Raw genomic sequence first — 21,792 nt, forward strand, 5'->3', positions numbered from 1 at the left:
GGTGTTCGACGCTGGGTCGGTGCTCAGCGCGGGCTGCGACGAGCCACCGGGCGGGCGGGCGCGCCACCTTCGGAACGGCGCGGCTGGAACTCGCCCCCACGCAGAGCGGCACGCTCCGAGTTGCCGCGGTCGCTGAAGCGATCGGCGCCGCGTTCGGGAGCGCGGTCGTTGCGACCGAAGCTGGAGAAGCCTGCGGGCTTGGCACCGAAGCCGGCACGGGCCGGGGCCTTGTCGCCAAAACCACGACCGGCCGGACGGCTGTCGCCACGGTTGTCAAAACGGTTGTCGCCACGCGGGGCTTCGCGTTCGAAGCGGTTGCCCTCGAAACGGGGCGCGTCGCCACGACCTTCAAAACGCGGTGCTTCACCACGGCCCTCGAAACGCGGGCCGCGCGGTGTCGGCGCGCCACGGCGATCGGCAAAGCGGTCGTTGCCACGACCGGCCGGGCGTCCACCAGGGCCACCACGGCCAAACGGCTCGGCCTGGGGTGCGCGCTGGCGCGGCTCCATGCCGGGAATGGTTTCCACCGCGATGCGTTGGCGGGTGAAGGCTTCGATGTCGAAGATCTTGCGACGGTCGCGCGTCTCGGCGAACGTGATGGCCTGGCCATCGCGTCCGGCACGGCCCGTGCGTCCGATGCGGTGCGTGTAGTCCTCGGCCTTCATCGGCAGGCCGAAGTTGAAGACGTGGGTGATGGTGGGCACGTCGATGCCGCGGGCGGCCACGTCGGTGGCCACCAGGATCTGCACCTGGCCGGCGCGCAGCGCCATCAGACGGCGGTTGCGGATGCCCTGGCTGAGCGCGCCGTGCAGCGCGACGGCGGAGAAGCCTTCCTGCTGCAGGTCGTTGGCCAGACCGTCGCATTCGATCTGGGTGCTGGCGAACACGATGGCCTGGTTGATGCTGGCGTCGCGCAGCCAGTGGTCGAGCAGCTTGCGCTTGTGGTCGGCGTTGTCGGCCCAGAACAGCTTCTGCTGGATATTGGCGTGCTGTTCCTGCGGGGAATCGATCTGCACCTTCTGCACGTGCTTGCCACCGTCGTGCATGACGCGCATGGCGAGCTGCTGGATGCGCGGCGCAAACGTGGCGCTGAACATCATGGTCTGGCGGCGCTGGCTGGTCAGGTCGTTGACTTCGGCCAGGTCGTCGGCAAAACCGAGGTCGAGCATGCGGTCGGCTTCGTCCACCACCAGGAACTGCACCTGATCGAGCTTGAGCTGCTGCGAGCGCTGCAGATCGAGCAGACGCCCGGGTGTGGCCACCACGAGGTCGGCGTTCTGCAGCTTGGCGATCTGCAACTGGTAAGGCATGCCGCCCACCACGTTGGCGATGCGCAGGCCGCGGCAGTGGCGCACCAGGTCGATGGCGTCGTTGGCCACCTGCTGGGCGAGCTCACGCGTGGGACACAGCACCAGGGCGCCCGGGGTGGCTGCCTTGAAGTTGCGCGGGTTGGTCGGGTCCTTGCGCTTGGGGCGCTTGGGTGCGGCCTCGCCACGGGCCAGCGCGTCTGCACAGGCCTTCTCGAAGTCGGCGCGCTCCTGGGCTTCGGCCTGGGCCTGCTGTTGCAGCAGGGTGTGCAGCACGGGCAGCAGGAAGGCGGCGGTCTTGCCGCTGCCGGTCTGGCTGGAGACCATCAGGTCGGCGAAGCGTTTTTCGCCTTCGCCCAGCATGGCCTTGGGGACCACGTTGTTCTGCACCTGGGTGGGCTGCACGTAGCCGAGGTCGGCACAGGCTTGCACCAGTTCAGGGGCCAGGCCCAGCAGTTCAAAACCGTTGGGTTCGGCCGGCGTGGGGGTGACAGGGGTGTCCGCTTCGGGTTCGGCAGACAGGATTTCGGGCGAGAAATCGCCGCGGGCTTCAAAAGAGTCGCTCATGTTCGTCCATGCGCAGTACGCGCAATTGATCGAATAAAGACACTGGTGGCCCGCCTGCCATGGTGAGGCGGGACGCTCCAGCGCGCCAGATCCGTTCGTGGTTACAAAACATCAACCATCAAACGGTCTACGCGCCATGGGTCCCACTTCAAAAGTGGAGGACACCGGGAGCGAAGGCCCCATCCGCAACGCCAGCGGGGACCGCTGGCGGGCTGGCAATACGTCTATCGAAAGAGGCGCATGCCAGCGCAAAGAATCGGGGAGCCTGGTGTGTGAGGCAGATGCACAAATCAGCGCAGTTTCCTGCGCAGCCTGTGATTATGGCACGCTTGAGGGGAAACCCCAAGCGGTTTGTCTGATTTCAGCCCAGCACCGCCGCCACCATGTGGAACAGGATCGCCGCGAGCACAGCCGTGGCCGGGACGGTGACGATCCAGGCCGCCACAATGCGCAGCACCGCCGAACGTTTGACGATTTCCTGCTTGTAGGCCTTTTTCAGCGCCTTCTGCTCTTTCTTGGCGAACACCGCGCCATCGACCGCCTCGCGGTCCTTGGTGCGCCGTTTCATGTCGGCGAGCATGCGTTTTTTCTCGTGCACCTCGGCGGCCTCAAAACGCTGCAGATAGTGCTCCACCTCGGCGCGGTCCTGTCCTTGGTGACCGGCGAACACCACCGCTTCCATCTTGGCGTAGTTCACCTTGAGCAGCTCACGCAGGAAGCCCACGCCAAACACCGCACCAATGGAGATGTGCGTGGTCGAAACCGGCATGCCCAGCTGAGACGCCACGATCACAGTCAGTGTCGCAGCCATGGCAATGGAGTAAGCCCGCATGTTGTCCAGCTCGGTGATTTCCTTGCCCACCGTGCGGATCAGGCGCGCACCATACAAGGCCAGACCTGCGGCCAGCCCCAGCGCACCCAGCACCATCACCCACATCGGCGTGGCCGCCTTGGTCGCGACCGCGCCGGCGATCACCGCTTCATAGATGGCGGCCAGCGGCCCCACGGCGTTGGCCACGTCGTTCGCCCCGTGCGCAAAACTGAGCAAGGCGGCCGAACACACCAGTGGCCAGGTGAAGAGGCGGTTGACGCCCTCCTTGCTGTTGACCTGTTGCCGCGCCAGGCGGGCAACGGGTTGGCGCACCAGCAGCAGCACAGCGCCACCAAAGAGCGCGCCCAGCACGATGGCGAGCCAGAAATTCACCTTGACCAGTTGCCCCAGACCTTTGAGCAACATATAGGAGCCAAAGGCCCAGGCCATCACAGCAATCAGCCAGGGCACCACGCGGGAAGCCGCCTCCGTCATCTCATTGCGGTAGGTGATGCTGTGTTTGATGATGTACAGAAAGAGTGCCGCGATCGCGCCACCCATGAGCGGCGACACCAGCCAGCTGACCACGATCGAGCCGATCGTGCCCCAGTTGACCAGCCCCCACCCGCCCGCCGCAATGCCCGAGCCCATCACGGCGCCGATGATGGAGTGCGTGGTGGACACGGGAGCGCCAATGGCGGTGGCCAGGTTCAGCCACAGGGCACCCGCCAGCAACGCGGCAAACATGACCCAAGCGAACAGCGTCGCATCGGTGATCTGCTGGCTGTCGATGATGCCGCCTTTGATGGTGCCGACCACCTCGCCACCCGCCACGATGGCGCCCATGGCCTCGAATACCGCGGCCACCACGATGGCCCACCCCATGGTCATGGCGCCAGACCCCACGGCCGGCCCCATGTTGTTGGCCACGTCGTTGGCGCCGATGTTCATCGCCATGTAGCCACCCACCACCGCCGAGATGATGAGCAGCCAGACCGCCGGGCCCGACAGGCCCAGCACGTCGGCGCCCGTCAACGAGGCGTACAGGCCCACCAGGAGCAGGAAACCCAAGGCGGCGCCCAGTTGCAGCACATCCTGGTGCTTGGAAATGAAGCGGGAGCGGGATTTTTTTGTCATGTTTTTTTCACGTGAATTTCACGATTTTGACATGTCGACGTCTCGCGACCAGGCCTCTGACTGAGGAGCCGGACCTCAGTGGAGCGATCGGATTCAGCGCAGGAAATGGGTCCGGTAGTGCTCGAGTTCGTCGATCGACTCGTGCACATCGGCCAGCGCGGTGTGCTTCTGGTGCTTCTTGAAACTGTCGTACACCTCGGGGCGCCAGCGCCTGGCCAGTTCCTTGAGGGTGCTCACATCGAGGCAGCGGTAGTGGAAGTACGCCTCCAGCTTGGGCATGTACTTCACCAGAAAGCGCCGGTCCTGGCTGATGGTGTTGCCGCACATGGGCGAACTGTTCTTCGGGACGTATTTGCCAATGAAGGCCAGCAGTTCGGCCTGCGCTTCTTCTTCATCGACCGTGCTGGCCTTCACTTTGTCGATCAGACCGCTGCGACCATGGGTGCCCTTGTTCCAATTGTCCATGGCGCCCAGCACCGCGTCGCTCTGGTGGATCACCAGCACCGGCCCCTCGACACGGGGCGTGAGCTGCGGGCCGGTGATCACCACCGCGATCTCGAGCAGGCGCTCCTTCTCCGGATCCAGACCGCTCATCTCGCAGTCAATCCAGACCAGGTTCTGGTCGCTCTTGCCCAGGGTGGGGGTTTCGGGGGCCGCGGTGGGGGTCGGGCTGCTGATGTCGTTCGGTGCTTGCATCCGGCGATTTTCACCGATCCGCCAGACCGGTCTTTTTGCCGCGGCACCTCGGCTCTGAGGATCCCGCCGCCTGGCCCTGCCGCGCCAGGGGCCGGTGGTCTTCGATAGACTCCCCGGTATGGACCACACCGCCTGGATTTTCACCGCCACCTTTTGTGCACTGATTGTGCTGGGATTGATCACACGCACCGTGCTGGCCAGCCGCCAGATCCGCCACGTGGCCCGCCACCGCGACACAGTGCCTTCCGCCTTTGCCCAGACCATCACACCCGAGGCCCACCACAAGGCCGCCGACTACACCATCGCCAAAACCCGGTTCGGCCTGCTGGAGCTGGCGCTGGAGTCGGCACTGCTGCTGGGCTGGACGTTGCTTGGTGGGCTGGACTGGCTCAACCAGACCCTGCTCGCTGCGCTGGGCGGCGGCATGCTGCAGCAGCTGGCGCTGCTGGCGTGCTTTTCGCTGATCGGCGGGCTGATCGCCCTGCCGCTGGCCTGGTGGTCGAACTTCCGCATCGAAGCGCGCTTCGGCTTCAACAAGATGACCCTGTCGCTCTGGCTGACCGATATCCTCAAAGGCGCATTGGTGGGCGCGCTGATCGGCCTGCCGATCGCCTCCCTGGTGCTGTGGCTCATGGGCGCGGCCGGCGCCGCTTGGTGGCTCTGGGCCTGGGGCGCCTGGATGGGCTTCAACCTCCTGCTGCTGGTGCTCTACCCGACGGTGATCGCACCGATCTTCAACAAATTCCAGCCGCTCCAGGACGAAGCCCTCAAGGCGCGTGTGAACGCCCTCATGCAGCGCTGCGGCTTCGCCGCCAAGGGCCTGTACGTGATGGACGGCAGCAAGCGCAGCGCGCACGCCAACGCCTATTTCACCGGCTTTGGCGCAGCCAAGCGGGTGGTGTTCTTCGACACCCTGCTGCAGCAGCTCAACCCGGCGGAGATCGACGCCGTGCTGGCCCACGAACTGGGCCATTACAAGCGCCGCCACGTCGTCAAGCGCATCGTGCTCATGTTCGGCCTGAGTCTGCTGGGCTTCGCATTGCTGGGCTGGATGTCGGGTCAGGCCTGGTTCTACACCGGGCTGGGGGTCACGCCTTCGCTGGACGCGCCCAACAACGCGCTGGCGCTGCTGCTCTTCATGCTGGTGGCGCCGCTGTTCACGTTCTTCCTCTCACCCCTGATGGCATTGTTGTCCCGTGGGCACGAATTCGAAGCCGATGCCTATGCCGTGGCCCACACCAGCGGAGCCGACCTCGCCAGCGCCCTGCTCAAGCTCTACAAGGACAACGCCAGCACGCTGACGCCCGACCCGGTGTACGCCCGCTTCTACTACTCCCACCCGCCCGCCAGCGAACGCCTGTCGAGGTTGCTTGCCACCGGCCCGGCCTGAACGCACCCGCCCTGCCATGAACGCCACCCACCAGAACCGCCGCGCCCTCTCGGCCACCGAAATCGTCACCCGGCTCACCCAGCTCAATGGCGACGCCGCCCAGGGCTGGAAGCTGATCGACGGGGCGCTGGAGAACAGTTATGGCTTCACCACCTTCCACGAGACCATGGCGTTCGCCAACGCCGTGGCCTGGATCGCCCACCGCGAAGACCACCACCCCGAGCTCCAACTGGGGCATGGCCGCTGCACCGTGCGTTTCAGCACCCACGACGTCGGCGGCATTTCAACCAGCGACTTCCATTGCGCGGACGCGGTGGATGCACTGCTGAACAACCCCATGAACACTCCCCAAGCCAGCAGGTTGCCGCTTTGAAGCGCAACCACGCCCTGCCAGCCGTGGCCAGCCCCTCGCAGCCAGCCGGCACCTTTTCCGGGCTGGTGGTGGCGGCCCACGGACGGCACTGCCTGGTGGAGAGTCCGGACGGACAGCGCCGCATCTGCCACCCGCGCGGAAAGAAGAGCCAGGTGGTCGTGGGCGACCATGTGCAATGGCAGGCCACGGGCGACGAAGGCAGCATTGAACGCGTGAACACCCGGCGCAACCTGTTCTACCGGCAGGACGAGATGCGCACCAAGTCTTTCGCCGCCAACCTCGACCAGATCCTGGTGCTGATCGCGGCCGACCCCGAGTTCTCCGAACGCCAGCTCGCGCGCTCGCTGATCGCGGCCGAAGCCGAAGGCATCCCGGTGCTGATCGTGCTCAACAAGAGCGACCTGCAGCCCGCCTTCGATCAGGCCTGGGAACGGCTCGAGAGCTACCGGCGCATGGGCTGTGATGTCCTGCCGCTGCGGCTCAAGGGCCAGACCGCGGCCGGCAGCGAGGCCGGCCTGGTGGAGCTGCAGCAGCGCCTGACCGGCAAGACCACGTTGGTGCTCGGTCCCTCGGGCGTGGGCAAGAGCACGCTGGTCAACCGCCTGGTGCCGCAGGCCAAGGCGCTGACCGGCGAAATCTCGCGCGCACTCAACTCGGGCAAACACACCACCACCAGCACCACCTGGTACTGGGTGGACGAGGCGCGCAGCACGGCGCTGATCGACTCACCGGGGTTTCAGGAATTCGGCCTGAACCACATCGAGCCGATGCAGCTCGCCCACCTCATGCCCGACCTGCGCGCGACGCTGGGGAACTGCCGCTTCTACAACTGCACCCACCTGCACGAACCGGGTTGCGCGGTGCTGGCCCATGTGCAGAAAACGGACGACGATCCGGCCAATGCGGACCCGCAGGCCATCGGCGAAAACCGCTACCGGATCTACGGCGAGCTGTTTGCCGAGCTTTCGGCGCGCCGCCCGTATTGAGCACCCGGGCCTCGGCCCGTTTCACCGACCTGCGCGCCCGAACAGGTAGCGCCCAGCGGCCCTACCCCAGCAGGCGCGCCAGCGTCAACAGCGCCAGCAGCAGCATCCACAACACCACCGAACGCCAGACCAGACCCACCACGCTGCCCAGGTGCGCCAGCTGCGGCTCGGGGCGCGCGCCGCTCTCGGCGTCATCTGGGACGGTGGCGCCCTCGGCCAGGGGTGCCAGCCGCACGTTGAGCGCCCCCGAGGTGGCGGCCAGCACCACGCCATCGCTGCCCGGGGCGAAACGCTCGGCATCGCTGCGCCAGCTCGCGACCGCTTCTTCGAAATTGCCGACGATGGCAAAGCCCAGCGCCGTCACCCGGGCCGGCAAGTGGTCCACCCAGTCCCAGGCCCGGGCCGCCGCGTGTCGCAACGCCGGGCTGGGGGTGCCATCGGGGCGGGCACGCCAGTTGCGCGACAGGTACTCGGCCATGCGGTAGAACACCGCCCCGGACGGCCCCAGGCCCAACACCCAGAACACCACGAAACACACCAGCACGCCAAACACATGCCGGTGTGCCGCGAGCACCGAATGCTCAATGACCTGGCGCAGCAACTCGGTGCGCGGCAGGCTCGACGCATCCACCCGAAGCCATTGCGCCAGCTTCTCGCGGGCGGTGGCGTCGTCCCCCACCTCCAGCGCCTGCCGGATGTCGCTGAAATGGTGGCTGAACTGACGAAAGCCCAGCGTCACGTACAACACGCCGACCATCCAGGCGAACGCCAGCACCGAACTGAAGGCCCACAGACCCCAATAGACGAGCCCGGCGATCAGCGCAGGCACACCCACGGCCAGCACCCAGGCCACCCAGCCGTGAGAGGCCTGTCCGGCATCCAGGTTGCGCCGCACCGCCCGGGCCCAACCGCGCAGCCCCGCGTGCACCGGGTTGTCGTGGGCCAGCGGGCGTGCCTGTTCGAGCAGCAAGGCGAGGAGGATGGCGAAAAAACTCATGGCGTCATCATAGCGACGTGCCCCACGGCGAAGCCCCGGCCGCGATGGCCTTCAGGCACTGAGCAGACGGTAGAAATTGCGCAGCATGCCGGCCGTGGCACCCCAGATGAACCGCTCGTGCTCGCCGTCCCGGTACGGCATGGAATACCACTCGCGCATCACCCCGCCCCACTCCCAGGCGTGACGGCGGTGGTGCGCGGGATCCATCAGGAAATCCAGCGGCACCTCGAACACCTCGTCCACCTCATAGGGGTTGGGTTGCAGCGTGAAGCCGGGCTGCACCAGACCGACCACCGGGGTCACGATGAAGGCCGTCCCGGTGACATACACCGGCAAGGTGCCCAGCACCTCCACGCGCTCGGGAGACAGGCCGATCTCCTCCTGCGTCTCGCGCAGGGCCGCCGCGATGGCGTCGGCGTCGCCCTCATCAAGCTTGCCGCCGGGCAAGGCGATCTGCCCCGAGTGGGTGGACAGGTGTGCGGTGCGCTGCGTCAGCAGCAGGGTCGGGCGCTCGTGCATCACCAGCGGCAGCAGCACCGCTGCCTGCGCTGGCGGGCGGTCGGCAAACTTTTTTTCGCGCAGCAGTTCGGGCGTCCACACGGGCGGGCGCGCAAACAGCTCGCGCAGCCCGCCGGCGGTCAGTCGATGGGGCTGCGCGGGCAACAAGCCTTCGTCGGGCGCGGCAGGCAACGCCGGGACCAGGCGAGGATCAAAAACGGGCAGAGGCAAGGGCTGGGACATGGGCGGGAGCATAGGCCACACGGGCCAACCCGCGCGTGCCGGGGGTGACCCGACGGGAGGTGGGCAGCGAACGGGCACAAAAAAGCCGCTCCGGGGAGCGGCTTTTCGGGAGGCCAGGGCCGGAGCCGATGAGGCTCCCGGCTTCGGGCGCAAACCCGTCGCTTACGCGCCGAGCTTTTCCTTGATACGTGCCGACTTGCCGCTGCGGTCACGCAGGTAGTACAGCTTGGCGCGGCGCACATCGCCGCGGCGCTTGACTTCGATCTTGGCGATCAACGGGCTGTACAGGGGGAACGTACGCTCGACGCCTTCACCGTTGGAGATCTTGCGCACGATGAAGTTGGAGTTCAGGCCACGGTTGCGACGGGCGATCACCACGCCTTCGTAAGCCTGCACGCGCTTGCGGGTGCCTTCGATCACATTGACGCTGACGATCACGGTGTCGCCGGGCGCAAACGCGGGAATTTCTTTGTTCAGGCGAGCAATTTCTTCTTGCTCAAGGGTCTGGATGAGGTTCATGGTTTCCTGTTTTCACGATCATGCCCGCGCTGCACTAAAGGCCACGAATCCGGCAGGGGCCCTGTCCAGAAACGCAGCAGGGGCTTGCACCCCCGCCTGTGTTTTTGCGGGCTGGCCCGGTCACGGCGGCCGGTCAGAGGATCGAAAAGCTTTGGATTATAGCTTTTTCGTCCGGCGCAGAAAAGCGTCGTCCGCGGCACCGATGCGGCCCTGGGCGCGCGCCTGCTCCAGCAGGTCGGGCCGCAGGCGGGCGGTGAGCGCCAGGCTTTGTTCACGGCGATAGCGGGCGATGCGTTCGTGGTGCCCTCCGAGCAGCACATCGGGCACCGCCATGGGCCCTGCGGGGCCTTGCCAGACCTCAGGGCGGGTGTGGTGCGGACTGTCCAGCAGACCGTCGAGCGCGGGATTGAAACTGTCCTGCTGGTGGCTGCCCTCGTCCCCCAGCACGCCGGGCTGCAAGCGTGCCACGGCGTCGAGCAGGGCCATGGCGGCCACTTCACCACCCGAGAGCACAAAGTCCCCCAGGCTGATCTGCCGATCGACACAGGCATCGATGAAGCGCTGGTCAATGCCTTCGTAACGGCCGCAAACCAGCACCGCGCCCACGCTGGCGGCCCAGTCAGAGACCCCCGCATGGTCCAGCCGGTCGCCGATCGGCGAAAACAGCACCACCGGCGCGCGGGCCTCGTCGGGTTCGTTGCGGTCGACGCGCAGGGCCTGCAGGCACCGCCACAGCGGTTCGGCCATCATGACCATGCCCGGGCCGCCACCGAACGGCCGGTCATCGACCCGGCGGTAGTTGCCGTCCGCGAAATCGCGCGGATTCCACAGCTTCACGTCCACCAGCCCGGACTCGAACGCGCGCCGGTTGATGCCGCTCGTGAAGAACGGGGCAAACAATTCAGGAAACAGGGTGATGACGTCGAATCGCATGAGGGGTATTGTCTCCCCCCTGCGCCGCAGCGCGGCTTCCCCCAGGAGGGGTCAGTAATCCGCCTGCCAGTCCACCGTGATGCGGCGGGCGGTCTGGTCCACGCCATCCACATAGGCGGACACGAAGGGAATCATGCGCTCGGCGACCTGGGCTTTGCCGTCCACGGTCTCGGTGTATTCGAGCACCAGCACCGAGGTCGGGCCGGTGGGCATGAGGTCGCGCACCACACCCAGGTGCACGCCCTCGCGGTTCACCACGTCCAGGCCGATCAGGTCGACCCAGTAGTACTCACCCTCGGGCGTGGCCGGAAAGGCGCTGCGTGGCACGAAGATGCGCACGCCCTTGAGCGCTTCGGCCGCGGTGCGATCGTCCATGCCTTCCAGCCGGGCCACCACGCCATCGGCATGGACCTTGATCTCGGCCACGGTGACGCTGACGCAGCCCGAAAACGCCGAAAAGCCGCGCGCGAAGCGGGCTTCGGGCGGCTGCAGGAACCATTGGGAAGAGGCAAACAGCGCTTCGGTGTCGGCGCTGTGCGGCAGGATGTGGACCCAGCCTTTGAGGCCCCACGGGTCCTGGATGTGCCCCAACTCCACCGCATCGCCCGGCAGGGCCGATGCGCTGAAGACGCCAGGCGTGGGGCTGCTCACCAACGGCCTGTGATCAGGCGGCGGCCTTGGCAGCGTGTTGCTTGACCAGGCGGGCCACGGTGTCCGAAGGCTCAGCGCCCACACCGGTCCAGTAGGTCAGGCGGTCCAGGGCGATGCGCAGGGGCTCTTCACCACCGCGGGCCAGGGGGTTGTAGAAGCCGATGCGTTCGATGAAACGGCCATCGCGGCGGTTGCGCTTGTCGGCAACCACGATGTTGTAGAACGGACGGGCTTTTGCGCCGCCGCGGGAGAGTCGAATGACGACCATGATTTATCCTTCGGGTGGAGAAGCTCCAAGAGCGGAAACTTCAGTGGGTTTTTTTGGCTGAATAAACCCCATTCATTGCGGCGCCTGAGACACACGACTGACCACCCGGCCAGCGAAACACCACAAAACCGGCGATTATAGCCCGTGTGATACCCGCTTCAACACCGACCTCAACCCTTCGCACAAGCTCCCCGACATGCCCCTCATCCGCCCCAGCCGCGACGAAGACATCGACGCCATCACCCGCATTTACGGCCACCACGTGCTGCATGGCACCGGAACCTTTGAAACCACGCCACCGAGCCCGGCCGAGATGGGCACCCGGCGCGCCGACGTGTTGTCCAAGGGCCTGCCCTGGCTGGTGGTCGAAGAGGATGGACAGGTACTGGGTTTTGCCTATGGCAACTGGTTCAAACCGCGCCCGGCCTACCGCTTCTCGGTCGAGGACTCGATCTACCTGGCGCCCGAGGCCGCAGGCAAGGGACTGGGCCGTGCCCTGCTGGCCGAGTTGCTCGCCACCCTGGAGCGCACGGGAACGCGCAAGGTCATGGCCGTGATCGGCGACTCCGCCAACGCGGGATCGGTCGGCGTGCACCGCGCGCTGGGCTTCGAGCCGGTGGGCGTGATCCAGTCCTGCGGCTGGAAATTCGACCGCTGGCTCGACATCGTGCTGATGCAAAAGACCCTGGGTGCGGGCGACACCACGCCCCCCGAGTCCGGCGGAACCTCTGCATGAGCACGGCCCGGGCGAAGAACAAGACGCTGGCGGCCTGGCTGGCGGTGCTCGGCGGCAGCATGGGCCTGCACCGCTTTTACCTGCGGGGCCTGGGCGACTGGATCGGCTGGCTGCACCCCATCGCCGCCGCGCTGGGCTGGTGGGGCGTGCGGCGCATCCAGACCCTGGGCCAGGACGACCAGCTCGCCTGGGTGCTGGTGCCGTTTCTGGGCAGCAGCATCGCGGCCGGCTGCCTGGCGGGCATCGTCTACGCGCTCAGCGACCGCGAAAAATGGAACCGCTGGTTCAACCCCGGCGCCGAGCACCAGGCCATCGCCGGCCGCACCAACTGGCTGACCATCGGTGCCCTGGTGCTGGCCATGCTGCTCGGCACCGTGGCCTTCATGGGCAGCCTCGCCTACGGCATCCAGCACTACTTCGAATACCAGATCGAAGAGGCGCGCAAGATCAGCCAATGACGCGGCGGGGGTGCTCCTCTAGTTCCACCAGGACATCAGCAGCATCACCAGACTGAGCGTGAACAGCGCCATCGCGGTGGACAGCCCCATGCCGGCGGTGGTGGCCTCCTGGGCGACCTCGTAGCGCTGGGCAAACAGAAACACATTGGCGCCCATGGGCAGCGCGGCGGCCACCACCATCACGGTCAGCGGCAGACCGGTGATGCCAAAGGCCCAGGCGCTCAGGCCCACCAGCAGTGGCAGCACCAGGTTCTTGGACACGGTGATCCACAGCGTGGTGCGGATCTCCCCACCCAGCGGGGTGCGCGCCATGGTCACGCCCACCAGCACCAGCGCCAGCGGACCAAAGGCACTCCCCAGCAACTGCAACGGCTTGTCCACCACCACGGGCAGCACCCAGCCGGTCTGCGCGAACAGCAGGCCGCACAGGATGGGCAGCGGGATGGGGTGGATCAGCGCGCTCTTGAAAGCCGACCAGGTGGTGGCCAGCACGTGCGGCTGCGCCTGGCCGTTGGCGCGGTTCTCGCGCGCCACGGCGAGTTCGAGCACCACCGTGGCGGTGGTCAGCAGCGTCAGGGCATGGATCGACACCAGGGTGAGCAGGGTCACCAGGCCTTCCTTGCCATACGCCAGTTCCACCAGCGTGATGCCGATCATCACCAGGTTGGAGAACACGCCGCCCAGCGCCAGCACCACGCTGCGCCGGTTGAACCCGCGCCAGGCGATCGAGGCGCCCAGCAGGCCGAGCGCGGCCAGGAAATAGGCGGCCAGCGGCCGCAGATCCAGCGTCTCGACGTGCACGGCGCTCATGGTGCGAAACAGCAGTGCCGGGATCAGCAGCAGAAACACGAGGTTGGAGAGGTCCTTGACCGCCTCGTCGCGTATCCAGTGCAGCCGCCCGGCGAGGAAGCCGGTGGCGATCAGCAGGAAGACGGGGGTGAGGGAGGCGACGACGGGGTGGGCAGCAAGGTTCACCGGGCGATGGTATCGCCCGGGCGTGCGGCGGTCCGTTGCGGGGTCATTCGCGGCGCGGGCTGGCGGCCCGCATCACTTCACGCCGATGGCCTCGGTCATGCGGTAGTACAGACCGTAGGGGTCGTTCTTCAAGACGTGGAACCGCCCCTCCACGACCACCGCGCCCTGGCTGTATTTGACCGGCGCTTTCGTGCGCACCTCGACCATGCTCTCGGGCCCGCCGGGCGTGCAGAACGCGCAGGTCAGGGGCACCGAGGCCAGCAGGAAATGGCGCTGCTGCTCGCCCGCTTCCAGCGGCATCATGAAGCCCTGGATGCGCTGCGTCTTCTGGTCCAGCGTGTTCACGGCCGCGGGATACACGGGCACGATGCGCCGGTTCTCGATGCGCGTGCTCACGTCGGTGAGCACCGACCAGGCCAGCACGTCTTCGCGTGGTTTGAGCGGCGCAAACGGCGACAGCGGACTGTGCACACCAGCCCCCTGGCCCTGCACATGCGGCAACGCAGACGATGCCCCGGAACCCGACCCAGCACCGGTCTCCGTTGACGGCTTGGCAGCCGGAACAGGAGCCCCCAGCGGCGACGACAGCTGAGCGCTGGCCTGCCCAAAAAAGCAGGCCAACAGCAAAAAGGCGCAACGAAAAAGAGGGCTCATAAAAAGGGAGGGGATTGCAAGCCAGAACGCGGCGGAACCGGCTCCGCCGGGCCGCTCGCGTTGCCCCCTTGAGGGGGTGACGCGCCGCCAGTGCGGCGCGGCGCGGGGGTGGGCCGCATTCAGTGGCCGTGCTTCATCCCGCAGTATTTTCCTATCGCCAGACCCTTGCAGGCGGCCTGGAGTTCCACCATGCAGACTTTTTCACCCTTGCCCGACTCCAGGCACTTGGCCACGGCTTCGTGGGCGGCGGCCATGGCGCGGTGGCGCGCCACGTCTTCCTTGAGCTCCTGGTCGGAGTGTTGGGCCAGGGCGGCGGTGCTCATCAGCGCCGCGGCGGCCAGGAACCAAAAAGATGCTTTCATGGGTACGACCTCGAATTCAACAATGACATGACATCCACGCGGTAGGCACCGAGCGCCGGCACCAGCGCCGCCACCAGGGCCACCCCCAACGCCAGCACGGGCACCCACACTTCGGTGGCCACCCATTGCCAGCCCGTGATGGCGAGCGACTGCTCGGCCATCAACATCCCGCCCAGCAGCGCCGTCAGCCCGTGCGCGGCCAACAGGCCCAGCCCACAGGCCAGCACGGCCAGCCAGAAGGACTCGCACAGCAGCAGCGCCCCCACCTTCCAGGGCGGCGCGCCCAGCATGCGCAACATCGCCAGGTCGGCCCGGCGCTCGCGCACCGCGCTCCACAGCGCGATGAACACCGACAGCGCCGCCACGCCGAGCAGCACCGCGCCCAGGCCCCGCAGCACCCGCGTGCCCACGCCCACCATGCCGAGCAGGCGCGTGATCTCCATCGCCGGGGCGGCGGCCTGCAGGGCGGTGCTGTCGTTGACGTAGCGCGGAAAGCTCAGCGCCGCGATCGGGCTGCGGTAGCGGATGAGCGCGAGCGTGACCTCGCGGTCGGCCTCGATGGCGGCGCGGTCTTCTTCGTCCATGTCCTCGCTGGCGTGCATGTCGTCGTGCACCCGCCAGACCGATTCGGTGGCGGTGAGCACCAAGCGGTCCAGCACGCAGTCACAGGGCGCGAGCACGCCGGTCACCGCATAACGCGAATCGCCATGCACCGCGCCGCCCGTGCCCAGGCCGTGCGCACCCACGAAAGCCTGCCCGACCATCAAGCCGGTGGCGCGCGCCACCTGGGCGCCGAGCACCGCGTCCATGGGTTGCGCCCAGAGCGCGCCCTGGGCCAGCGTGGCGCTGTAGTGCGCCGGGTAGTCGGGCGTGGTGCCCACGATGCGAAAGCCCTGCAGGTTGTCGCCCAGGCTCAGCGGGATCAGCTGCGCCACCTGCGGGTGCTGCTGCAGTGCCCGCACCTCGGCCAGCGGGATGTTGCCCGGCGGCACGTCCAGGTGGAACACGCCCGCCAGGATCAGTTGCAGCGGGCTGCCCTTGGCGCCCACCACCACGTCGATGCCCGCCAGATCGCGTTCGAATGCGCGGTCGATCTGGTCCTGGGCGATCAGCACGAAGGCCATGGACGCCAGCCCGAGCGAGAGCAGCAGCAGGTTGAGCAAGGTGGCCAGCGGGCGCGACCACAGGTAGCGCCAGGACAGCATGAACACGTTCATGCGCCGCCCTCGCCAACCCGTTCACCGAAGGCCAGCACCTGGGCATCGGGCAGCGCGTGCCGCACGCGGGCGTCGTGCGTGGCGATCACCAGCGTGGCGCCGCAGCCTTGCGCGCTGCGCCGCAGCAGGCCGATGGCGGCGGCGCAGGCCGTGTCGTCCAGGCTGGCCGTGGGTTCGTCGGCCAGGATCACGCGCGGCCGCAACAGCACGGCGCGCGCCAGCGCCACGCGCTGTGCCTGCCCGCCCGAGAGCTGGTGGGGCCGGCGCGCCGCGAGCGCGCCCAGTTCCAGCGCCGCCAGCGCCTGGGTGATGGCGGACCGGTCCACCGGCAGGCCGGCGGCGAAGTGGGCCAGCGCGAGGTTGTCCGCCACCGTGAGCGCGTCGCTCAGGTGCAGCCGCTGCGGCAGGAACCCGACGCAACGCGCGCGCCAGGCGTCGCGCGCGCCGCCGGCCAGCGAAGCCGGTGCCTGGTCCGCCACCACCAGCTCGCCCTCGGCGGCCGTGAGCAGCCCCGCGGCCAGCGCCAGCCAGGTGGACTTGCCACTGCCCGAGGCGCCACGCAGCAGCAAGGTGCCGCCCTGCGGCACCGCCACATCGTCAAAACGCAGCGCCTGCCCGCGCGGGTAGGCGTAGGCCAGGCCACGGGTCCGGATCACGCCGACGGTTCCCTCGCGGGGCCGTCCGCCCCGGGTTGCACACAGCTCGCGCAGGTGCCGTGCACCGACAGATCGACGCGCTGCCCCTGGTGGCCCAGCAGGGCCAGTGTGCGAAACAGATCGTCGGCCACGGCCCGCGTGGGCTCGCTGGCCTCGGTCAGGCGGAACTGGCGGTGGCAGGCGTCGCACTCGAAGCGCGGCACCAGGCCCTCTTGCGTGGTGTCGGCCAGGCTGAAGCGCCAGGTGCGGGCGCCATCGTCGGCGTGGCGCTGCAGCACGCCACAGGCCGCCAGCCGGTCCAGCAGGCGGTAGAGCGTGACGCGGTTGAGGTCCAGCCCCCGGGCCGTGAGCGAGGCCAGCACCTGGGCGTGGCTGAGCGCGCTCTGGGGGTTGCCCAGAAACAGCCCGAGCACGGCGCGCGTGGCCAGGGTGCGGCGCAGGCCGGCGCGCTCCAGGCGCGTCTGCAGCTCGGCGGGCACCGTCACCGGTTCTTTGGGGGATCGTGTGGACACGGGCATGCTTTCATTATCGCAACAAAGTTGCGTTAATATCGTCGTTAATGCAATTCAGTTGCAACAGTTTAAACCCCATGCCATCACTCTCCCTTGCCTCGCCCGCCGAACCATCGGCGCCCGCGCTCGAACTGCGCGACCTCACCCTGGGCTACGACCGCCACCCGGCGGTGCACCACCTGAGCCTGCGCATCGCCCCGGGTTCGCTGGTGGCGCTGGTGGGCCCCAACGGCGCGGGCAAGTCCACCCTGATCAAGGCGCTGGCGGGCCAGTTGAAGCCGCTCAGCGGCGAGCTGCGCGGACCGGCCCGCCAGCGCATCGCCTGGCTGCCCCAACACAGCGAGCTCGACCGCAGCTTCCCGGTGGCCCTGCGCGACATGGTGGCCATGGGCCTGTGGCACCGCGTGGGCGCGCTGGGGCGCTTCACCGCCGAACACCGGCGGCTGTGCGACGCGGCGCTGGCCTCGGTCGGCCTCACCGGTTTCGAGCAGCGCGGCCTGGACACGCTCTCGGGCGGTCAGCTGCAGCGGGCCCTGTTCGCGCGCCTGATCCTGCAGGACGCGCCAGTGGTGCTGCTCGACGAACCCTTCGCCGCGGTGGACAACCGCACCACCGACGACCTGCTCGCCCTGCTGCACCAATGGCACCGGCAGGGCAAGACGGTGGTGGTGGTCCTGCACGACCTGGCGCAGGTGCGGGCGCACTTCCCGCTGACCCTGCTACTGGCGCGCGAACTGGTGGCCTGGGGGCCCACGGCGCAGGTGCTCACCGAGCCGCACTGGGCGCGGGCCCAGCGCATGCAGGAGCCGTTTGACGACGACGCACCCCTGTGCGAGGCGCCGCCCGCCGAGGTCGCGCGACCGCACGCCCACCACCCGGCACAGGAGGCTCGGGCATGAACGACGCCACCACGCTCTCCACCGGCTGGGGCCTGCTGTTGGCCAACCCGCTGTTCGGTCCTTTTCTCGAATTCGGCTTCATGCGCCGCGCGCTGCTGGGCTGCCTGGCGCTCTCGCTGAGCGCCGCGCCGGTGGGCGTGTTCCTGATGCTGCGCCGCATGAGCCTGACCGGCGACGCCATGGCCCACGCCATCCTGCCGGGCGCGGCCATCGGCTACCTGGTCAGCGGCCTGTCGCTGGCGGCCATGACCGTCGGCGGCATCGCGGCCGGCCTCACCGTGGCCGTGGGCTCCGGCCTGGTGGCGCGCAACACCGTGCTGCGCGAAGACACCAGCCTGGCCGCGTTCTACCTGCTGTCGCTCGCGCTGGGCGTGCTCATCGTCTCGGTGCGCGGCAACAGCGTGGACCTGCTGCACGTGCTGTTCGGCACCGTGCTCGCGCTGGACGACCCGGCACTGGCCCTGCTCGGCGGCATCTCGGCCGTGACGCTCGTCTCGCTCGCGCTGCTCTACCGCCCGCTGGTGCTGGAGTGCCTGGACCCGGGCTTCCTGCGCAGCGTGAGCGGCTGGAGTCCGGTGGCGCACTACGGCTTTCTCGCGCTGCTCGTGATCAACCTCGTGGCCGGCTTCCACGCGCTGGGCACGCTGATGGCGGTCGGCATCATGGTGCTGCCCGCGGCCACGGCGCGCTTCTGGGTGCGCCGCATCGGCCCGCTGCTGCTCGGCGCCACCGCGATTGCCCTGCTGGCGAGCCTGGCGGGCCTGCTGATCTCGTACCACGCCGACTGGCCCACCAGCCCAGTCATCGTGCTCAGCCTGGGCACGTGCTACCTCACCTCACTGCTCTTCGCTCCACACGGTGTGCTGCGCCAGCAGCGCCCCGCTTCCACCCACCTCCGGGCCTGAAAACCCTCTCACCCCAAGGAAACCACCATGACGCGCACCCCCTCCTCCAGCAACCCGCGCCGCGCGGCCCTGATCGCCACCGGGCTGTCGCTCACCCTGGCGAGCCCCGCCCTCTGGGCGCAGGCCACCGCGCCCGTCAAGGCCGTGGCCAGCTTCAGCATCCTCGGCGACCTGGTGCGCCAGGTCGGCGGTGAACGCGTGGCGGTGGAGGTGCTGGTGGGCCCGGGCAGCGACGCCCATGTGTTCCAGCCCACGCCCGCGCAGGCCAAGCTGGTCGGCCAGGCGCAGATCGTGTTCTCCAACGGCCTGGGCTTCGAGGGCTGGATGAGCCGCCTGCTGGGCACGGCCGGCTACAAGGGCCGGCACGTGGTGGCCAGCCGGGGCATCAAGCCCCTGCACAACGAGGAAGCCGGTGACCACCACCATGCCGGTGGCCATGGCCACGAAGAAGCCGACCCGCACGCCTGGCAGAGCGTTCCCAATGTGATGGTCTACGTGGGCAACATCGCCAAAGGCCTGTGCGAGGCCGACGCCAGCGGTTGCGACAGCTACCAGCGCAACGCCGCGACCTACAACGCAGGACTCAAGGCGCTGGACACCGACATCCGGGCCATCTGGGCCGCCATCCCGGCCACACAACGCAAGGTGATCACCTCGCACGACGCCTTTGGCTACTACGCCAGCGCCTACGGCGTGAAGTTCCTCGCGCCCCAGGGCGTGAGCACCGACAGCGAGGCCTCGGCCAAGGGCGTGGCGCAACTGGTGCGCCAGATCAAGAAGGAACAGATCAAGGCGCTGTTCGTCGAGAGCATTTCCGACCCGCGCCTGATCGCCCAGATCGGCCGCGAAACCGGCGTCAAGCCCGCGGGCGAGCTGTTCTCCGACTCGCTGTCCGACGCCAAGGGTCCTGCGCCCAGCTACCTGACCATGATGCGTTTCAACACCACCGCGCTGACACAGGCCGTGCGCGGCGAGTGAGGGCGGCGCCGATACCGGCCCGAACGGGCTCGCTAAACTGGCCCTCCCTGCGCCACCCACCGAGCCCACCTTGCCTCTCTCACACCTCTTCCTGGCCCTCGCCGTCGTCTTCGTCTGGGGCACCAATTTCGTGGTGATCCGCTGGGGCCTGGACGGCCTGCCGCCGTTCCTGTTTGCCACGCTGCGCTTCACCTTTTCCGCCCTGCCCTGGCTGTTGTTCATTCCGCGGCCCACCGCGCCCTGGCGCAAGATGGCCACGTTCGGCGTGCTGCTGGGCGTGGGCCAGTTCGGCCTGCTGTTCCTGGCCATGCGCAGCAGCATCTCGCCCGGGCTGGCCTCGCTGGTGGTGCAGGTGCAGGTGTTTTTCACCATCGGCCTGTCGCTGCTGCTGATGCGCGAACACGTGCGCGGCTACCAGCTCGCCGGCCTGCTGCTGGCGCTGGCCGGGCTGGGCGTGATCGGCCTGCACCTGGACGCGGCCGTGGTCACGCTCGCCGGGCTGGGCATGGTGCTGTCGGCCGCCTTCTTCTGGGCCTGCGCCAATCTGGTGGTGAAGTCGCTCGGGCCGGTGAACATGCTGCACTTCATGGTCTGGAGCAGTGTGTTCGCGGTGCCGCCGCTGTTCGCGCTGTCCTGGCTGCTCGAAGGCCCGCAGCTGATGCAGAGCGCCGTGGTGCAAGCGACCCCGCTGGTGTGGGCCAGCGTGCTCTGGCAGGCGCTGGGCAACACGCTCTTTGGCTACGGCCTGTGGAACTGGCTGCTGGCACGCCACCCGGCCGCCACCGTCACGCCGCTGGCCTTGTTGGTGCCGGTGTTCGGCATGGGGGCTTCGGCCCTGTCGCTGGGCGAGTCGCTGCCGGGGTGGAAGCTGGGTGCGGCGGCGCTCGTTCTCAGCGGCCTTGCCGTGATCGTCCTCTGGCCGAGACTGCGAGCGATGCTGGACCAGCAAACGGCGTGATGCTGAAACCGGTGGCACCACACCGTTCGCGTTGAGCTTGTCGAAACGCAGCGTGTGAAATGGCGGCCACCCAAGAGGGCTCCGACAGGCTCAGCCCGAACGGGGGTGCGATGGCAGGGCTAACCTACTTCGCCAAAGCAGCGAACGTCTTGCGGAACTTCGCCACCTTGGGCGCGGCCACCGCCATGCAATAGCCCTGGTGCGGGTTGCGCTCGAAGAAGTCCTGGTGGTAGTCCTCGGCCGGCCAGTAGTTGGCCAACGGCGCGAGTTCGGTGACCACCGGGCGGCCGAAGGGGTTGTCGCGCGCGAGTTCGTCCAGCAGCGCCTGGGCGGTCCGCTGCTGCTCGGGCGTGGTGAAGTAGATGCCGCTGCGGTACTGCGTGCCCACGTCGTTGCCCTGGCGGTTGGGCGTGGTCGGGTCGTGGATCACGAAGAAGATTTCGAGGATCTCGCGCGTGCTGATGATGGCCGGGTCGTACACCAGCTTCACCACCTCGTTGCAGCCGGTGCGCCCGGTGCACACGTCTTCGTAGCTCGGCCGTTCGGCCTGGCCGTTGCTGTAGCCGGACTCGACGTCGGTGATGCCGCGCACTTCTTTGTAGACAGACTCGGTGCACCAGAAGCAGCCGCCGCCGAGCACGAGGGTGGATGGGGTTTCGATGAGGACTCCTGCTGTGGGCTCACTCGGTTTGGAGCCACTCGCGCAATTCTCCCAGACGGGCCGTCAACGCGGCGAGCAGGGTCTTTTGATGGATGCCGGCGCGGGCCAATCGCGGCACCGTGGTGTCAAAGTGCGTGCGGCGCAGCACGTCGCCCTGGGCGTTGCTCAGGGACAGTGTCCAGGTCGCCTTCTCCAGGTCGCCGGCCTTCTGGCGCTGCAGGTCCAGCGTGAGCGTGGCGGGCCCTTGCCCGCGGTCGCCCATGTCCTGGCGTTGCAGGAAATCGGCGGTCAGGGTTTTCAGCGGCGCGAGTTCGCCGGGCGCCACATCTCCCGTGACCGCCACGCTCACGCTGGCGGGGGCTGGCCCGAACAGGTTGGACGACATCACAAAGGCGTCGGTCTGCGAGGCCTTCAGGTGGGCGCGCACGCGCTGCGTGAGCGTGTC

Annotated in this window: 25 protein-coding genes and 1 pseudogene; 9 read left to right on the forward strand and 17 right to left on the reverse strand. The window is 68.0% G+C overall.

All coding sequences use genetic code 11. From position 1 onward, the window contains the following. Window positions 1-23: 23 nt before the first annotated feature. The 3 genes from AC07YZ_RS22485 to orn form a co-directional block, all read right to left on the reverse strand. On the reverse strand, window positions 24-1,874 hold the full coding sequence (locus AC07YZ_RS22485) for a DEAD/DEAH box helicase (protein WP_494796427.1): 1,851 nt from the start codon (window positions 1,872-1,874) through the stop codon (window positions 24-26). 361 nt (window positions 1,875-2,235) lie between these two features. Then, entirely contained in the window at window positions 2,236-3,822 is a 1,587-nt protein-coding gene (locus AC07YZ_RS22490; RefSeq protein ID WP_226492311.1) for an inorganic phosphate transporter, read from the reverse strand. A 93-nt stretch (window positions 3,823-3,915) separates the two neighbouring features. After that, window positions 3,916-4,518 carry an oligoribonuclease gene (gene orn / locus AC07YZ_RS22495; protein WP_494796428.1) on the reverse strand — a complete coding sequence of 201 codons (603 nt, stop codon included), beginning with the start codon at window positions 4,516-4,518 and terminating at the stop codon, window positions 3,916-3,918. A 118-nt stretch (window positions 4,519-4,636) separates the two neighbouring features. On the opposite strand from orn, the gene AC07YZ_RS22500 reads away from it, so the two are divergent. From AC07YZ_RS22500 to rsgA, 3 genes are read left to right on the forward strand one after another with little or no spacing between them, the layout of a single operon-like run. Further along, window positions 4,637-5,908: a M48 family metallopeptidase gene (locus AC07YZ_RS22500; RefSeq protein ID WP_494796429.1), complete on the forward strand. Its 1,272-nt coding sequence runs from the start codon at window positions 4,637-4,639 to the stop codon at window positions 5,906-5,908. Between the two features lie 16 nt (window positions 5,909-5,924). Further along, a complete protein-coding gene (locus AC07YZ_RS22505; protein WP_494796430.1) occupies window positions 5,925-6,281 on the forward strand; it encodes a 4a-hydroxytetrahydrobiopterin dehydratase in 357 nt (118 codons plus the stop codon). Between the two features lie 14 nt (window positions 6,282-6,295). Continuing rightward, window positions 6,296-7,267, forward strand: a complete 972-nt coding sequence (gene rsgA / locus AC07YZ_RS22510) for a ribosome small subunit-dependent GTPase A (protein ID WP_494796447.1) — start codon at window positions 6,296-6,298, stop codon at window positions 7,265-7,267. A 61-nt stretch (window positions 7,268-7,328) separates the two neighbouring features. Here the strand turns inward: rsgA and AC07YZ_RS22515 are convergent, their stop codons facing one another. The 6 genes from AC07YZ_RS22515 to rpsP form a co-directional block, all read right to left on the reverse strand. After that, window positions 7,329-8,264, reverse strand: a complete 936-nt coding sequence (locus tag AC07YZ_RS22515; protein WP_226492307.1) for a CobD/CbiB family protein — start codon at window positions 8,262-8,264, stop codon at window positions 7,329-7,331. A gap of 51 nt (window positions 8,265-8,315) precedes the next feature. Then, window positions 8,316-9,005 (reverse strand): CoA pyrophosphatase, encoded by a 690-nt coding sequence (locus AC07YZ_RS22520; RefSeq protein ID WP_226492306.1) that lies wholly within the window; start codon window positions 9,003-9,005, stop codon window positions 8,316-8,318. Between the two features lie 162 nt (window positions 9,006-9,167). After that, a complete protein-coding gene (gene rplS / locus AC07YZ_RS22525; RefSeq protein WP_226492305.1) occupies window positions 9,168-9,524 on the reverse strand; it encodes a 50S ribosomal protein L19 in 357 nt (118 codons plus the stop codon). A gap of 156 nt (window positions 9,525-9,680) precedes the next feature. Continuing rightward, complete coding sequence (gene trmD, locus AC07YZ_RS22530; RefSeq protein ID WP_494796431.1) at window positions 9,681-10,457, reverse strand: tRNA (guanosine(37)-N1)-methyltransferase TrmD; 777 nt, start codon at window positions 10,455-10,457, stop codon at window positions 9,681-9,683. Between the two features lie 51 nt (window positions 10,458-10,508). Continuing rightward, the gene (gene rimM, locus AC07YZ_RS22535; RefSeq protein ID WP_494796432.1) at window positions 10,509-11,108 is read right to left on the reverse strand and encodes a ribosome maturation factor RimM; all 600 of its coding nucleotides are present in this window, start codon (window positions 11,106-11,108) and stop codon (window positions 10,509-10,511) included. 13 nt (window positions 11,109-11,121) lie between these two features. Continuing rightward, window positions 11,122-11,376 (reverse strand): 30S ribosomal protein S16, encoded by a 255-nt coding sequence (gene rpsP, locus AC07YZ_RS22540; RefSeq protein WP_068173104.1) that lies wholly within the window; start codon window positions 11,374-11,376, stop codon window positions 11,122-11,124. 196 nt (window positions 11,377-11,572) lie between these two features. Here rpsP and AC07YZ_RS22545 point away from each other — a divergent pair, with 196 nt between their 5' ends. Both AC07YZ_RS22545 and AC07YZ_RS22550 read left to right on the forward strand, forming a co-directional pair. Beyond that, on the forward strand, window positions 11,573-12,112 hold the full coding sequence (locus AC07YZ_RS22545) for a GNAT family N-acetyltransferase (RefSeq protein ID WP_494796433.1): 540 nt from the start codon (window positions 11,573-11,575) through the stop codon (window positions 12,110-12,112). Further along, window positions 12,109-12,570: a TM2 domain-containing protein gene (locus tag AC07YZ_RS22550; RefSeq protein ID WP_494796434.1), complete on the forward strand. Its 462-nt coding sequence runs from the start codon at window positions 12,109-12,111 to the stop codon at window positions 12,568-12,570. The genes AC07YZ_RS22545 and AC07YZ_RS22550 overlap by 4 nt, the downstream gene beginning before the upstream one ends. Before the next feature lie 18 nt (window positions 12,571-12,588). Here AC07YZ_RS22550 and AC07YZ_RS22555 read toward each other — a convergent pair whose 3' ends face one another. The 6 genes from AC07YZ_RS22555 to AC07YZ_RS22580 form a co-directional block, all read right to left on the reverse strand. Further along, window positions 12,589-13,545, reverse strand: coding sequence for an AEC family transporter (locus AC07YZ_RS22555; RefSeq protein WP_226492300.1), 957 nt, complete (start codon window positions 13,543-13,545; stop codon window positions 12,589-12,591). Between the two features lie 72 nt (window positions 13,546-13,617). Beyond that, window positions 13,618-14,016, reverse strand: a complete 399-nt coding sequence (locus tag AC07YZ_RS22560; protein ID WP_494796435.1) for a DUF3299 domain-containing protein — start codon at window positions 14,014-14,016, stop codon at window positions 13,618-13,620. Between the two features lie 302 nt (window positions 14,017-14,318). After that, window positions 14,319-14,561, reverse strand: a complete 243-nt coding sequence (locus AC07YZ_RS22565; protein WP_413465741.1) for a hypothetical protein — start codon at window positions 14,559-14,561, stop codon at window positions 14,319-14,321. Next, the gene (locus AC07YZ_RS22570; protein ID WP_494796436.1) at window positions 14,558-15,778 is read right to left on the reverse strand and encodes an ABC transporter permease; all 1,221 of its coding nucleotides are present in this window, start codon (window positions 15,776-15,778) and stop codon (window positions 14,558-14,560) included. Before AC07YZ_RS22570 ends, AC07YZ_RS22565 begins: the two co-directional genes overlap by 4 nt. Continuing rightward, window positions 15,775-16,434, reverse strand: coding sequence for an ATP-binding cassette domain-containing protein (locus AC07YZ_RS22575; protein WP_494796437.1), 660 nt, complete (start codon window positions 16,432-16,434; stop codon window positions 15,775-15,777). Before AC07YZ_RS22575 ends, AC07YZ_RS22570 begins: the two co-directional genes overlap by 4 nt. Further along, window positions 16,431-16,946 carry a Fur family transcriptional regulator gene (locus AC07YZ_RS22580; protein WP_494796438.1) on the reverse strand — a complete coding sequence of 172 codons (516 nt, stop codon included), beginning with the start codon at window positions 16,944-16,946 and terminating at the stop codon, window positions 16,431-16,433. Before AC07YZ_RS22580 ends, AC07YZ_RS22575 begins: the two co-directional genes overlap by 4 nt. 77 nt (window positions 16,947-17,023) lie before the next feature. Between AC07YZ_RS22580 and aztA the strand changes: the two genes are divergently transcribed. The 4 genes from aztA (at window position 17,024) to AC07YZ_RS22600 (ending at window position 20,686) form a co-directional block, all read left to right on the forward strand. Further along, window positions 17,024-17,845, forward strand: coding sequence for a zinc ABC transporter ATP-binding protein AztA (gene aztA / locus AC07YZ_RS22585; RefSeq protein WP_494796439.1), 822 nt, complete (start codon window positions 17,024-17,026; stop codon window positions 17,843-17,845). Further along, the gene (locus tag AC07YZ_RS22590) at window positions 17,842-18,750 is read left to right on the forward strand and encodes a metal ABC transporter permease (RefSeq protein ID WP_494796440.1); all 909 of its coding nucleotides are present in this window, start codon (window positions 17,842-17,844) and stop codon (window positions 18,748-18,750) included. The genes aztA and AC07YZ_RS22590 overlap by 4 nt, the downstream gene beginning before the upstream one ends. A 27-nt stretch (window positions 18,751-18,777) precedes the next feature. Next, window positions 18,778-19,728, forward strand: a complete 951-nt coding sequence (locus AC07YZ_RS22595; protein ID WP_494796441.1) for a metal ABC transporter substrate-binding protein — start codon at window positions 18,778-18,780, stop codon at window positions 19,726-19,728. 70 nt (window positions 19,729-19,798) lie between these two features. After that, window positions 19,799-20,686 carry an EamA family transporter gene (locus AC07YZ_RS22600; protein WP_494796442.1) on the forward strand — a complete coding sequence of 296 codons (888 nt, stop codon included), beginning with the start codon at window positions 19,799-19,801 and terminating at the stop codon, window positions 20,684-20,686. A gap of 124 nt (window positions 20,687-20,810) precedes the next feature. Here AC07YZ_RS22600 and msrA read toward each other — a convergent pair whose 3' ends face one another. Next, complete coding sequence (msrA, locus tag AC07YZ_RS22605; RefSeq protein ID WP_494796443.1) at window positions 20,811-21,326, reverse strand: peptide-methionine (S)-S-oxide reductase MsrA; 516 nt, start codon at window positions 21,324-21,326, stop codon at window positions 20,811-20,813. 40 nt (window positions 21,327-21,366) lie between these two features. Then, window positions 21,367-21,792 (reverse strand): annotated as a pseudogene (locus AC07YZ_RS22610) (hypothetical protein); the annotation flags it as partial.

It is taken from the genome of Hydrogenophaga sp. GW101-3F08, assembly GCF_059424585.1.

What these genes read in the sequence shown, in the direction of transcription:
- AC07YZ_RS22490 (WP_226492311.1), bottom strand. Translation starts at nt 3,822, where the DNA reads ATGACAAAAAAATCCCGCTCCCGCTTCATTTCCAAGCACCAGGATGTG.
- AC07YZ_RS22545 (WP_494796433.1), top strand. Translation starts at nt 11,573, where the DNA reads ATGCCCCTCATCCGCCCCAGCCGCGACGAAGACATCGACGCCATCACC.
- AC07YZ_RS22595 (WP_494796441.1), top strand. Translation starts at nt 18,778, where the DNA reads ATGACGCGCACCCCCTCCTCCAGCAACCCGCGCCGCGCGGCCCTGATC.
- rplS (WP_226492305.1), bottom strand. Translation starts at nt 9,524, where the DNA reads ATGAACCTCATCCAGACCCTTGAGCAAGAAGAAATTGCTCGCCTGAAC.
- trmD (WP_494796431.1), bottom strand. Translation starts at nt 10,457, where the DNA reads ATGCGATTCGACGTCATCACCCTGTTTCCTGAATTGTTTGCCCCGTTC.
- AC07YZ_RS22550 (WP_494796434.1), top strand. Translation starts at nt 12,109, where the DNA reads ATGAGCACGGCCCGGGCGAAGAACAAGACGCTGGCGGCCTGGCTGGCG.
- AC07YZ_RS22485 (WP_494796427.1), bottom strand. Translation starts at nt 1,874, where the DNA reads ATGAGCGACTCTTTTGAAGCCCGCGGCGATTTCTCGCCCGAAATCCTG.
- AC07YZ_RS22500 (WP_494796429.1), top strand. Translation starts at nt 4,637, where the DNA reads ATGGACCACACCGCCTGGATTTTCACCGCCACCTTTTGTGCACTGATT.
- rpsP (WP_068173104.1), bottom strand. Translation starts at nt 11,376, where the DNA reads ATGGTCGTCATTCGACTCTCCCGCGGCGGCGCAAAAGCCCGTCCGTTC.
- AC07YZ_RS22590 (WP_494796440.1), top strand. Translation starts at nt 17,842, where the DNA reads ATGAACGACGCCACCACGCTCTCCACCGGCTGGGGCCTGCTGTTGGCC.
- AC07YZ_RS22515 (WP_226492307.1), bottom strand. Translation starts at nt 8,264, where the DNA reads ATGAGTTTTTTCGCCATCCTCCTCGCCTTGCTGCTCGAACAGGCACGC.
- AC07YZ_RS22520 (WP_226492306.1), bottom strand. Translation starts at nt 9,005, where the DNA reads ATGTCCCAGCCCTTGCCTCTGCCCGTTTTTGATCCTCGCCTGGTCCCG.
- orn (WP_494796428.1), bottom strand. Translation starts at nt 4,518, where the DNA reads ATGCAAGCACCGAACGACATCAGCAGCCCGACCCCCACCGCGGCCCCC.
- AC07YZ_RS22565 (WP_413465741.1), bottom strand. Translation starts at nt 14,561, where the DNA reads ATGAAAGCATCTTTTTGGTTCCTGGCCGCCGCGGCGCTGATGAGCACC.
- AC07YZ_RS22570 (WP_494796436.1), bottom strand. Translation starts at nt 15,778, where the DNA reads ATGAACGTGTTCATGCTGTCCTGGCGCTACCTGTGGTCGCGCCCGCTG.
- AC07YZ_RS22505 (WP_494796430.1), top strand. Translation starts at nt 5,925, where the DNA reads ATGAACGCCACCCACCAGAACCGCCGCGCCCTCTCGGCCACCGAAATC.
- aztA (WP_494796439.1), top strand. Translation starts at nt 17,024, where the DNA reads ATGCCATCACTCTCCCTTGCCTCGCCCGCCGAACCATCGGCGCCCGCG.